A 12,233-nucleotide genomic window follows, 5' to 3' on the forward strand; every position below is an offset into this window, starting at 1 on the left:
CCCGCGCGCCTGGACGGCCGCGGGTCTGGATCACCGCCTACTGTGACAGTACTAGATGAAGCCGCGTCGGTGCGGAAGTGAACGTTGGGTGAACCGGGCCTCCGGGCACGTCAAACGGCGTCGGGCGGGTTTCGGCGGGGCCTAAGCTGGAGGCGTGGATGATGCGTTGATCGTGGTGGTGTCCGGCCTGGCCGGGCTGCTGCTGGGCATCGGTGGCCTGCTGGCCTACCGGGCCAGCCAGCGGCGCCGCGTCGTGCTGCCCGATGTCGGTGAGCCGACGCTTCCCGAGGGCACCGCCGAGATCCTGTCCGTGATCGGCCGGGCGTTCGTCGTGGCCGACGAGGTCGACGGCGTGGTCCGCGCCAACCCGGCCGCCTACGCCTACGGGCTGGTCCGCGGCCACACGATCGTCCACGGAGAGCTGCTGGAGCTGGCCCGCAAGGTGCGCGTGGACGGGGTCATCAAGGAGCGCCAGTTCGAGCTGCCCCGGGGGCCGCTGGGTCAGGGGACCATCGTCGTGCACGTCCGGGCCGCGCCGCTCGGAGAGGAATACATCCTCCTGCTGGCCGACGACCGCACCGAGATCACCCGCACCGAGGCCATCCGCAACGACTTCGTCGCCAACGTCTCCCACGAGCTCAAGACGCCCGTCGGCGCGATCTCGCTCCTCGCCGAGGCCCTCGAGGACGCGGCCGACGACGAGGTGGCGGTCAAGCGCTTCGCCTCGCGCCTGCACAAGGAATCCGGGCGGCTCTCGGCCCTCGTCCAGGACATCATCGAGCTGTCCCGGCTGCAGGGAGCCGACGTCGTGCTCAAGGGCCGGCCGGTCGACGTCAACCAGATCATCGCCGAGGCCGTGGACCGCAACAAGCTCCCCGCCGAGGGCAAGAACATCCGGATCAACGTGGGCGGCCGGTCCGAGGACCAGGTCTTCGGCGACGCCGACCTGCTCATGACGGCGTTCCGGAACCTCATCGACAACGCCATCCGCTACTCGCCCGAGGGCACGAGCGTCGGCGTCGGCATCAAGTCCCGCGACGGACTCGTCCAGGTCTCCGTCACCGACCAGGGACCGGGCATCCCGCCCGAGGAGCAGGACCGGATCTTCGAGCGCTTCTACCGCGTCGACGAGGCCCGCTCGCGCCAGACCGGCGGTACCGGGCTGGGACTCAGCATCGTCAAGCACGTCATGTCCAACCACGGCGGAGAGGTGACGGTCTGGTCGCAGCCCGGACAGGGCTCGACCTTCACCGTCCGGCTCCCCGGGTACGAGGAGGGGGCGGACGAGGCCGGGGCACCGGCGTCGTCCTCCGCCAGGGAACCAGGCACCGCAGGTGCCGTTCAACAAGGAGGCAGGATTTGACCCGCATTCTGGTGGTGGAGGACGAGGAGTCGCTGAGCGACCCGCTCGCCTACCTCCTGGAGAAGGAGGGCTTCGAGGTCCAGGTCGTGGACAACGGGCTCGACGCGATCACCGAGTTCGACCGCGCCGGGGCCGACCTGGTGCTGCTTGACCTCATGCTCCCCGGCCAGCCGGGCACCGAGGTCTGCCGCCAGCTGCGCCAGCGCTCCAGCGTCCCGGTCATCATGCTGACCGCGAAGGACTCGGAGATCGACAAGGTCGTGGGCCTCGAGCTCGGCGCCGACGACTACGTCACGAAGCCGTACTCCTCGCGGGAGCTCGTCGCGCGCGTCCGCGCGGTGCTGCGCCGCCAGGGCGAGCCGGACGAGCTCGTCACCGCGACCGTCCAGGCCGGCCCCGTCCGCATGGACGTCGAGCGGCACGTGGTCAGCGTCAACGGCGAGCAGACGGCGTTCCCGCTCAAGGAGTTCGAGCTCCTGGAGATGCTCCTGCGCAACGCCGGACGGGTGCTGACGCGCGGGCAGCTGATCGACCGCGTCTGGGGCTCCGACTACGTCGGCGACACCAAGACGCTCGACGTGCACGTCAAGCGGCTGCGCTCCAAGATCGAGCCCGATCCGTCCAACCCCGCCCACCTCGTCACGGTGCGCGGACTCGGCTACAAGTTCGAGGCCTGAGCCGGCCCGAGCCCGGCGCAACGCACAAGGCCCCGGACCCCCTCGCGGGGTCCGGGGCCTTCGGTCGCCGGCGCGGTGCCGGCTCAGTGGCCGGAGCCGTGCTCTTCCTCGGCGGGGGCCAGGTGCTCGACCGTCGACTCGTCGTAGCCGCCGGGCAGGTACGGGCGGTACTCGGCCAGCGCGCCGTTGACGACGGGCACGGACTTGGACTCGCTCGCACCGCCGACGTTGACGGAGGCGTCGACATGGGCGCCCGGCTCGGCGCCGGCGCTCGGGAGGATGGTCTTGTTGACGTCGTCCTCGAGCTTCTTGGTGGACTGCGCGGGGATGTCGATCGTGACGCTGCTGCCGGCCACCTCGAGCACCAGGGTCTGGTCCTGGTCCGTGGTGTTGACGAGGCTGCCGAGCACGCGGGCTTCTTCGTCCGCGGTGTTGGTCACCAGCATGAGGTTGCGGATCTTCAGGTCGCCTGCGTTGAACACGATGCCGTCCGACGGCGCGTAGCTCTCGGCGGTCGCCTGGGCGTTGATCGCGCCGCAGCCGGTCACGCCCACGGCCATCAGGCCCAGGGCGAGGGCGGCCGCGGTGCGGCGTCCACGGAACTTCTGTGCGGTGATCACGGCACAAACTCCTCATCGGGGTCGTCTCGGGTGGTGCGGCGCGACGGATCGGGTCCGGCGCGGCGGCATTCTCCTCCAAGCCTACTGGGTGAGTCCCCGTTTTGATGATTCCGGAGCGGCCCGTGACCGGCGCGGCACCGCGTCCCTGCGCGCGGCGGTGTCCTGCATCACCGCACGCGATACCACCGAAGCCCGCCAAATGAAAGGGGGAATTATGCTCCCCGAGGCCCGCTCAGGCCCGGCAACTCGCCGGATGTTGCACCAGTTTCGTGATAAACTTGTCTGCGGGAAAGGGGATTATCCACATGGTTTTTGAGGTTGGCGAAACGGTTGTTTACCCTCACCACGGTGCGGCGATGATCGAAGAGATCAAGATGCGCACCATCCGGGGCGAAGAGAAGATGTATCTCAAGCTCAAGGTGGCCCAGGGCGACCTGACCATCGAGGTGCCGGCGGAGAACGTCGACCTCGTCGGCGTCCGGGACGTCGTGGGTCAGGAAGGCCTCGAGCACGTCTTCGATGTCCTGCGGGCCGAGTTCACGGAGGAGCCGACCAACTGGTCCCGCCGTTACAAGGCCAATCTGGAGAAGCTCGCCTCGGGCGATGTGATCAAGGTGGCCGAGGTCGTCCGTGACCTGTGGCGCCGCGACCACGACCGAGGGCTCTCCGCCGGCGAGAAGCGGATGCTGTCCAAGGCCCGCCAGATCCTCATCAGCGAGCTGGCCCTGGCCAAGAAGCTCGACGAGGAGAAGGCGGAAAGCGTCCTCGACGAGGTGCTCGCCTCCTAGGCGGCCGCACCTGAAGGCACCAGGCCCGTCCACCCACGGTGGACGGGCTTTTTGCTGCGCTGGCCGGTCCCCTGGGCAGGACCATCCCGGCCGATCCCGTAGCCCACCGCCTGGGCCCGCCGGCACCGGACGAGCAGGGGGCCGAACGGCTAGGGTAGAGGCGTGCCGACCCCCGCCCCCACCGTCCAGGACGCCGCCACCGCCGGCGGCACCGCCGTCGTCCTCGTCGCCGCGGGGTCCGGCACCCGGCTCGGCGCGGGCGTGCCCAAGGCCCTCGCCCCCGTCGCGGGCCGCCCCATGCTCGCCCACGCGCTCGACGGCGTCCTCGCCGCCCTGCCCGGCGTGCCCGTCGTCGTGGTGATTCCGCCCGACGACGCCCGGCTCGCCGAGGTCTGCGCCCCCTATGCCCGTGACGGCGTCGTGTGTCTCCCGGGCGGCTCCACGCGCCACGCGTCCGTGCGGGCCGGGCTCGAGGCCGTCCCCGCCGGGACCCGGCACGTCCTGGTCCACGACGCCGCCCGCTGCTTCGCCCCCGCCGGCGTGCACCATGCGGTCCTGGCCGCGCTCCGCGACGGGGCCGAGGCCGTCGTGCCGGCGCTGCCCGTCGTCGACACCATCAAGGAAGCCGCGCCCGGGCAGGACGGAGCCGAGTACGCGGCCTCCACGCCCGACCGCTCGGTGCTGCGCGCCGTCCAGACGCCGCAGGGCTTCGCGCTCGCACCGCTCTTGGCCGCCCACGCCACGGCGGCCGGGTGGGACGAGGCCGCCTCGGCCGCCGTGACCGACGACGCCCTGCTCATGGAGCGCCTGGGGCACCGCGTGCGGATCGTGCCCGGCGCGCCCGAGGCCCTGAAGATCACGACGCCGCTGGACCTCGCCGCCGCCGAGGCCCTCGCCGCCCGCCCCGACCCGAGGAGGCCCCCCTTGACCTATATGACGCCGTCCGGCCCCGTCCTGCCGCGCACGGGACTGGGCGTGGACGTGCACGCCTTCGCCCCGGACGGGGAGGAGCGGCCCTTGTGGCTCGCAGGCCTGAACTGGCCGGGCGAGCGGGGGCTGTCCGGGCATTCCGACGGCGATGCCGTCGCCCACGCGGCCTGCGACGCCCTCTTCTCCGCCGCGGGGATCGGCGACCTCGGCACCCACTTCGGCACGGACCGGCCCGAGTTCGCCGGGGCCTCCGGGGCAACGCTGCTCGCCGAGGCCGCCCGGCTGGTGCGCGCCGCGGGCTACGGAATCGGCAACGTCGCCGTCCAGTTCGTCGGCAACCGGCCGAAGTTCGGGCCGCGGCGGCAGGAGGCGGACGCGGCCCTGACGGCGGCCGCCGGGGCCCCCGTGACGGTGACCGCGACGACGTCGGACCGCCTCGGCTACGAGGGCGAGGGGCAGGGGATCACGGCCTACGCGACGGCCCTCGTCTACCCCGCGGCGGGCGGGCCCAGGGCGTAGGCGTTCGGCTACCCTAGAGCGGTGAGCATCCGTTTCTACGACACCCAGGCCGCCGCCGTCCGCGACTTCGTCCCCCTTCAGGAGGGGCGCGTGGGTCTGTACTACTGCGGGGCCACGGTGCAGGGCATGCCGCATGTGGGGCACGTCCGGTCGGCGATCGCGTTCGATGTCCTGGTCCGCTGGCTGCGGTACCGCGGCCTCGAGGTCACCGTGGTGCGCAACGTGACGGACATCGACGACAAGATCCTCGAGAAGTCGGCCGCGTCCTTCGCCGGCCCCGTCGAGGAGCCCTACCGCGCCCGCGAGGAGTGGTTCGCCCTGGCCTACCGCTTCGAGCAGGAGTTCCAGAAGGCCTACGACGTCCTCGGGGTGCTCCGGCCCAGCTACGAGCCGCGGGCCACGGGCCACGTCACGGAGATGCATGAGCTCATCCACGAGCTCATCGACCGGGGGCACGCCTACCCGGCCCTCGACGATTCCGGCGACGTCTACTTCGACGTCCGCTCCTGGGAGCGCTACGGCTCCTTGACCCGGCAGAAGGTCGAGGACCTGCAGGACGCGCCCGACGCCGACCCGCGCGGCAAGCGCGACCCCCGCGACTTCGCGTTGTGGAAGGGGCACAAGGCCGCGGACCCCCAGACGGCGTCGTGGCCGAGCCCGTGGGGGCGGGGGCGGCCGGGGTGGCACCTGGAGTGCTCCGCGATGGCGGGGAAGTACCTCGGCGCCTCGTTCGACATCCACGGCGGGGGCCTGGACCTGCGCTTCCCGCACCACGAGAACGAGCTCGCCCAGTCCACCGCCGCCGGGCACGGCTTCGCGAACTTCTGGATGCACAACGGCATGGTGACGTTCGAGGGCGAGAAGATGTCCAAGTCCGTCGGCAACACGATCTCGCCCGAGGAGATGCTCGCCGCCGCCGGCCCGCGCACGGTGCGTTACTTCCTGGGGCAGGCGCACTACCGCTCCCAGCTCGACTACAAGCCGACGTCCCTGCAGGAGGCCGGCGCCGCCGTCGAACGCATCGACACGTTCGCCCGCAACGCCTCCGGGCGCGTGACCGCGCCCGCGGAGCAGGAGGTCCCGGAGGCGTTCGGCGCGGCCATGGACGACGACCTCAACGTCCCGCAGGCCCTCGCGGTGCTGCACGAGACCGTGCGCGCGGGCAACACGGCCCTCGCCGCGGGCGATCTCGAGGCGGCCGCGACGGCGCTGGGCCGCGTCCGCGCGATGACGGCGGTGCTGGGGCTGGACGACGCCGGTGCCGCCGCGGGCGCGCAGGCCGGCGGATCCGATGCCGCCCTCGGCCGGCTCGTCGACGCGCAGCTGCGGGAGCGGGCCGAGGCCCGGGCCGCCCGGGACTGGGCCCGGGCCGACGCGATCCGCGACCGCCTGCTCGAGGCGGGGATCGCCGTCGAGGACTCCTCCGACGGGGCTCGCTGGCAGCTGGCCTGAGCCCGCGGGGGAGGCCGCCACCACCGGGCGGGCCCCGGAGCCTGTAAAATGGCTCTTCGGTAGGCATCGTGGCCACCGCGATCCACCGAACCCCACTCCAAGGAACCACTACCATGGCAACTCCCAAGCGTCCCGGCACCGTCCGCAAGGCCAAGAAGGGACCCACCGTCGGCACGGGCGGCCACGGCCGCAAGTCGCTCGAGGGCAAGGGCCCCACGCCCAAGGCGGAGGACCGCGTCTACCACAAGGCCTACCGGACCAAGCAGCTCAGCGAGCGATCCGCGGCCAAGGCCGCCGGCCGCGGCGGCCGCCCCGCCGGGCGGTCGAAGAACGCGGAGGAGCTCGTCACGGGCCGCAACTCGGTCGTCGAGGCGCTGCGCGCCGGCATTCCGGCGAAGGCCCTCTACATGGCCACCCGGATCGACGTGGACGACCGCGTCCGCGAATCGCTCAAGATCGCCGCCGAGCGCGGCATCGGCGTGCTCGAGGCCAGCAAGGCCGAGCTCGACCGGATGACCGACGACGCCGTGCACCAGGGCCTGGCCCTGCAGGTGCCGCCGTACCAGTACGTCGACGCCCTGGACTTCGTCGAGGAGACCGTCGAGCGGTCGGCCAAGGGGCACATCGCCAACGCGCCGCTCTTCGTGGCCCTCGACGGGATCACGGACCCGCGGAACCTCGGCGCGATCGTGCGTTCGGTCTCCGCGTTCAGCGGCCATGCCGTGATCGTGCCGGAGCGCCGCTCCGTGGGCATGACGGCCTCCGCCTGGAAGACGAGCGCCGGCGCGGCCGCGCGCGTGCCCGTGGCCCGTGCGGGCAACCTGACCAACGCGCTCAAGGCCATGAAGGAGCTCGGCGTGTACGTGATCGGGCTCGACGGCGGCGGCGACGTCCAGCTGCCGGGCCTCGAGCTCGCGACCGAGCCGCTCTGCATCGTCGTCGGATCCGAGGGCAAGGGCCTGTCCCGCCTGGTCCGCGAGACGTGCGACCAGATCGTCTCGATCCCGATCGACTCCGCGATGGAGTCGCTCAACGCGTCGATGGCCGTCGGGATCACCCTCTACGAAGTCTCCCGGCGCCGGAGCGCCTAGGACCCGCCGTGGCACAACCCACCGACGAGGTTCCCGCGCGCCTTCACGGCGTCCACGGGCACTTCTCCCGCCCCTTCCCCCTCGGCGTCGCCGAGGCCGCTCCCGGCGTCCCGGACCTTCCGGACGCCGTGAACATCGCCGTGTTCGCGCCCGCGCTCGAATCCGTCGACGTCTGGTACACCGATCCCGTCGGCGAGCTGGCCTGCGCCCGGCTCTTCGACCAGACCGACGGCGTCCACCACGGGACCGTCGAGGGCCTGCGTCCCGGCGCCCGCTACGCGTTCTGGGCGCACGGCGCCGAACTGCCCGGGGACGGGCAGCTCCTCGTGGACCCGTACGCGCGGGCCATCGAGGAGGACGACGCCGGGGCGTACTGGGGCACGCACGTCGAGACCGGATTCGACTGGGGCCAGGACCGGCGCCCCCACGTCCCCTGGCGGGACACCGTCGTCTACGAGGCCCATGTCAAGGGCCAGACGATGCTGCACCCGGACGTCCCCGAGGAGCTGCGCGGCACGTACGCCGGGTTCGCCCACCCGGCGATGATCGAGTACCTGACGGACCTCGGCGTCACCACGGTGGAGCTGCTGCCCATCCACTTCCACGTCGACGAACCGCACCTGCAGGAGCTCGGGCTGCCCAACTACTGGGGCTACAACACGCTGGGCTTCTTCGCGCCGCACACCGAGTACGCGACGGCGGCGGCGCGGGCCGCCGGGCCGAAGGCCGTCCAGGACGAGCTCAAGGGCATGATCAAGCTGCTCCACGCAGCGGGGATCGAAGTGGTCCTCGACGTCGTGTTCAACCACACCGCCGAGGGCGGCAAGGAGCAGAAGACGCTGTCCTGGCGCGGCCTCGCGGACGGCCACTACTACCGGCACACGGCGGACGGACACTACTTCGACACGACCGGATGCGGGAACACGCTGGACTTCAACGAGCCGGCCGTGGTGCGCATGGCCATGGACTCGCTGCGGATGTGGGTCGAGGAGTACCACGTCGACGGCTTCCGCTTCGACCTCGCCGTGTCCCTCGGGCGCGACGTGAACAACCACTTCACGCCCCAGCACCCGTTCCTCGTGGCCCTCGGTGCGAGCAAGTCCCTCACCGGGACCAAGCTCATCGCCGAACCGTGGGACGTGGCGATGGGCGGCTGGCAGACCGGGCGCTTCCCGCGCGGCTTCGCCGACTGGAACGACAAGTACCGCGACACCGTGAGGGAGTTCTGGGTCGCCGACCGCGGGCGCCTGCTCGCGGGAGAGCCGGGCCAGTCCGTGGCCAAGCTCGCCGGCGTCCTCGCCGGCTCCCGCGAGGTCTTCGCCCCGTCCGGCCGCGGCGCGCTCGCGTCCATCAACTTCGTCACGGCCCACGACGGCTTCACGTTGCGCGACCTGGTCAGTTACGACCGCAAGCACAACGAGGACAACGGCGAGGAGAACCGGGACGGCCACAACCACAACAACAGCTTCAACCACGGTGTCGAGGGCCAGACGGGCGACGAGCGGGTCCAGTCGCAGCGCCGGCAAACGGCGTCCAACGTCATGGCCACGCTCCTGCTCTCCCTCGGCGTCCCGATGATCACGGCCGGCGACGAGTTCGGCAAGACGCAGGAGGGCAACAACAACGCCTACTGCCAGGACAACGAGACGACGTGGCTGCACTGGAACCTCGCGGGCCAGCAGCAGGCGATGCTGAAGACCACCCGCGCGCTCTTGAAGATCCGCCGCGAGTTCCTGGCCGGGCAGCCCTACACGTACCCGTCGCGCGAGGACAGCTCCTACCTGTTGTGGTTCAACGCGCAGGGGCAGCCGATGCCGCAGGAGGAGTGGAACAACCCGGACACCCGGGTCGTCCAGCTGCTGCTCGGCTCCCTGTCGGGGAAGATCGACGGGCTCGTGGTGTTCAACGGCGGCGTCGAGGACGTCTCCGTGACCATGCCGACGCGGCTCTCGCTGCGGGACTTCCGCGGCAACGACCGCCCGTTGTCCGGCTTCGAGCTGCGCTTCAGCACGGCCCCGGCGGCCGAGCGGCGCCGCGGCGCGGTGCTGCACCCCGGGGAGTCCGACCTCATCGAGGCGAACTCGGTCGCGGTCTTCCGCGCCTGACGCGGCCGGGCCAGCACTTCCCGGCCCCTCCGGGGATCAGCGGGGCTGGGCGATGAGCCCGAGCTCCGCGATCGAGGCGAGCGCCGGGTGCCTCGGCACCACGCGGACCCCGTAGCCGAAGGCGCCCGAGCGCTCCAGATGCAGGGTGCCGGAGAACAGGTAGCGCCCGTCCCCGAGGTCCTCGGCCAGCTCGAGCGTCGTGACCGCGGTGTCCGTGAGGTCGTCCCCGTCCCCGACGGCGCCGTGCACGCTCTGCACCAGGACCTCGTCCGGCGAGAGCCCGCCGAGACGCACGTAGGTGTTCACGCCGAAGGCGTCGCCGATGCGCGGCTCCTCGCCGATGCCCACCGAGTCCACGTGCTCCACGACGACGCCGGGCCAGGCCTGCTTGACGCGCGCGCCGAAGGCGGCGAGCTCGCGCGCGGCGGCGTGGCGGTCGGCGGACGCGGCGCGCCCCGAGCCGGCGGCCGGGACGTAGAGGCCGTTGACGTAGTCCTGCACCATGCGCGTGGCGGAGACCTTCGGCCCCAGGTCCGCGAGCGTGTGCTTGATCATCCGCACCCACTGGTGCGGCACGCCGTCGTACTCCGTCTCCGAGGGGCCGGCCGCGCCGGCCGAGACGGCCGGCTCCCGGCCGTAGAAGCGCGGGGCGACCTCGCGTTCGAGGAGCGAGTAGAGGGCGGAGGCCTCGATGTCGTCGCGCTCCTCGGGCGAGGCCCCGGCGGGTGCCGTCGGGATGGCCCAGCCGTTCTCGCCGTCGTACATCTCGTCCCACCAGCCGTCCAGGACCGAGAGGTTCAGGGCGCCGTTGATGGCGGCCTTCATGCCGGAGGTGCCGCAGGCCTCGAGCGGGCGCAGCGGGTTGTTGAGCCAGACGTCGCAGCCGGGGAACAGGGTCCGCGCCATGCGCATGTCGTAGTTGGGCAGGAAGACGATCCGGTGGCGGACCTCGGGATCGTCCGTGAAGCGGACCAGGTCCTGGATCATCTTCTTCCCGGCCTCGTCGGCAGGGTGGGACTTGCCGGCGACGACGAGCTGGATCGGGTGCTCGGGGTGCAGCAGCAGGGCCTTGAGCCGGTCCGGGTCGCGGAGCATGAGCGTGAGCCGCTTGTAGGTGGGCACGCGCCGTGCGAACCCGATCGTGAGGACGTCGGGGTCCAGGACCGAGCCGGTCCACGCGAGTTCGGCCTCCGAGGCGCCGCGCTTGCGCCACGAGGAGCGCAGGCGCCGCCGCACGTCCTCGATGAGCTGGATGCGCAGCTCGCGCCGCAGGCCCCACAGCTCGGCGTCGTCCACGTCCGCGGCCCGCGCCCACTCGCGCCCGGTCACGGCGTCCGCGCCGAAGCGCTCCCGCGCGAACTCGGTGATCTTCGGGTCGACCCACGTCGGCACGTGCACGCCATTGGTCACCGAGCCGATGGGGACGTCGTCGGCGTCGAAGCCGGACCACAGCCCGGAGAACATCCCGCGCGAGACGCGGCCGTGCAGCTTCGCCACGCCGTTGGCCCGCTGGGCCAGCCGGAGCCCCATGACGGCCATGTTGAACGTGGCGGGGTCCCCGCCGGCGTAGTTCTCGGCGCCGAGGCCGAGGATGTCCTCGAGCGGCACGCCCGGGGCCAGCCCGGCGCGCAGGAAGTGCGCCACCTGGAGGGCCTCGAAGCGGTCGATCCCGGCCGGGACCGGCGTGTGGGTCGTGAAGACGGTCGCGGAGCGGACGGAGGACAGGGCCTCGGGGAACGTCAGCCCCGTGTCCATGAGCTCCCGGATCCGCTCGACGCCCAGGAAGCCGGCGTGGCCCTCGTTGGTGTGGAAGACCTCGGGCGCGGGGGCGCCGGTGATCCGGGAGAAGGCGCGCAGGGCCTTGACGCCGCCCATGCCCAGCAGGAGCTCCTGCATGAGCCGGTGGTCGCCGCCGCCGCCGTACAGCCGGTCCGTGATGCCGCGGGCCGCGTCGTCGTTCCGCGCCGTGTTGGAGTCCAGGAGGAGCAGGGGGACGCGTCCGACGTCGGCGCGCCAGACCTGCGCGTGCAGCTGGCGTCCGTCGGGCAGGGGCAGGGTGACGATCGCGGGCGATCCGTCCTCTTCCCGCAGGAGCGTCAGGGGCAGGCCGTGCGGATCCAGGACGGGGTAGGTCTCCTGCTGCCACGCGTCGCGGGCCAGGGACTGCTTGAAGTAGCCGGCCTGGTAGAGCAGTCCGACGCCGACGATGGGCACGCCGAGGTCGCTCGCCGCCTTGAGGTGGTCGCCGGCGAGGATGCCGAGGCCACCGGAGTACTGGGGCAGCGCGGCGGTGATCCCGAACTCGGGGGAGAAGTAGGCGATGGCGGCCGGGGCGTCGTCGAGCCCCTGGTACCAGCGCGGCTCGGTGAGGTACTCCTGCAGTCCGGCGGCGAGCCCGGCCACCTCGGCCACGACGCGCTCGTCGGCGGCGAGGGCGTCGAGCCGCTGCCGGTCGAACGTCCCGAGCAGGGCGCCGGGATCCTCGTGGACGCGTTCCCACGCGTCGGGGTCCAGGCTCCGGAAGAGCCTGGCCGTGGGTTCGTGCCAGGACCAGCGGAGGTTGGCCGCGAGTGCGGCCAACCCGGCAATGGGCTCCGGCAGGACGGTGCGTACGGTAAAACGTCGAATCGCCTTCACACCCTGAACCGTAGCGCACGGGCATGCCCCGTGTATTTCATTCCCGTAAAA

Annotated in this window: 9 protein-coding genes; 7 read left to right on the top strand and 2 right to left on the bottom strand. The window is 71.9% G+C overall.

From position 1 onward, the window contains the following. The first annotated feature begins 154 nt into the window (after positions 1-154). Together AC0QR5_RS15885 and AC0QR5_RS15890 are read left to right on the top strand one after the other, a co-directional pair. On the top strand, positions 155-1,363 hold the full coding sequence (locus AC0QR5_RS15885) for a sensor histidine kinase (protein ID WP_329862777.1): 1,209 nt from the start codon (positions 155-157) through the stop codon (positions 1,361-1,363). After that, positions 1,360-2,040, top strand: a complete 681-nt coding sequence (locus AC0QR5_RS15890; protein ID WP_329862776.1) for a response regulator transcription factor — start codon at positions 1,360-1,362, stop codon at positions 2,038-2,040. The genes AC0QR5_RS15885 and AC0QR5_RS15890 overlap by 4 nt, the downstream gene beginning before the upstream one ends. A gap of 83 nt (positions 2,041-2,123) precedes the next feature. On the opposite strand, the gene AC0QR5_RS15895 is transcribed toward AC0QR5_RS15890, so the two are convergent. Then, positions 2,124-2,660 carry a hypothetical protein gene (locus AC0QR5_RS15895; protein ID WP_329862774.1) on the bottom strand — a complete coding sequence of 179 codons (537 nt, stop codon included), beginning with the start codon at positions 2,658-2,660 and terminating at the stop codon, positions 2,124-2,126. Between the two features lie 305 nt (positions 2,661-2,965). Here AC0QR5_RS15895 and AC0QR5_RS15900 point away from each other — a divergent pair, with 305 nt between their 5' ends. The 5 genes from AC0QR5_RS15900 (at position 2,966) to glgX (ending at position 9,545) form a co-directional block, all read left to right on the top strand. Continuing rightward, positions 2,966-3,448 carry a CarD family transcriptional regulator gene (locus AC0QR5_RS15900; RefSeq protein ID WP_329862772.1) on the top strand — a complete coding sequence of 161 codons (483 nt, stop codon included), beginning with the start codon at positions 2,966-2,968 and terminating at the stop codon, positions 3,446-3,448. A 162-nt stretch (positions 3,449-3,610) separates the two neighbouring features. Beyond that, positions 3,611-4,897, top strand: coding sequence for a 2-C-methyl-D-erythritol 4-phosphate cytidylyltransferase (gene ispD, locus AC0QR5_RS15905; protein ID WP_329862770.1), 1,287 nt, complete (start codon positions 3,611-3,613; stop codon positions 4,895-4,897). A gap of 21 nt (positions 4,898-4,918) precedes the next feature. After that, positions 4,919-6,349 (top strand): cysteine--tRNA ligase, encoded by a 1,431-nt coding sequence (gene cysS, locus AC0QR5_RS15910; protein ID WP_329862768.1) that lies wholly within the window; start codon positions 4,919-4,921, stop codon positions 6,347-6,349. 113 nt (positions 6,350-6,462) lie between these two features. After that, a complete protein-coding gene (gene rlmB / locus AC0QR5_RS15915; RefSeq protein WP_329862766.1) occupies positions 6,463-7,440 on the top strand; it encodes a 23S rRNA (guanosine(2251)-2'-O)-methyltransferase RlmB in 978 nt (325 codons plus the stop codon). A gap of 8 nt (positions 7,441-7,448) precedes the next feature. After that, positions 7,449-9,545, top strand: coding sequence for a glycogen debranching protein GlgX (glgX, locus tag AC0QR5_RS15920; RefSeq protein WP_329862764.1), 2,097 nt, complete (start codon positions 7,449-7,451; stop codon positions 9,543-9,545). Positions 9,546-9,581: 36 nt separating this feature from the next. On the opposite strand, the gene glgP is transcribed toward glgX, so the two are convergent. Continuing rightward, a complete protein-coding gene (gene glgP / locus AC0QR5_RS15925) occupies positions 9,582-12,182 on the bottom strand; it encodes an alpha-glucan family phosphorylase (RefSeq protein WP_329862762.1) in 2,601 nt (866 codons plus the stop codon). Between the last annotated feature and the right edge of the window lie 51 nt (positions 12,183-12,233).

The sequence above is a fragment of the Arthrobacter sp. J156 genome (assembly GCF_056172865.1).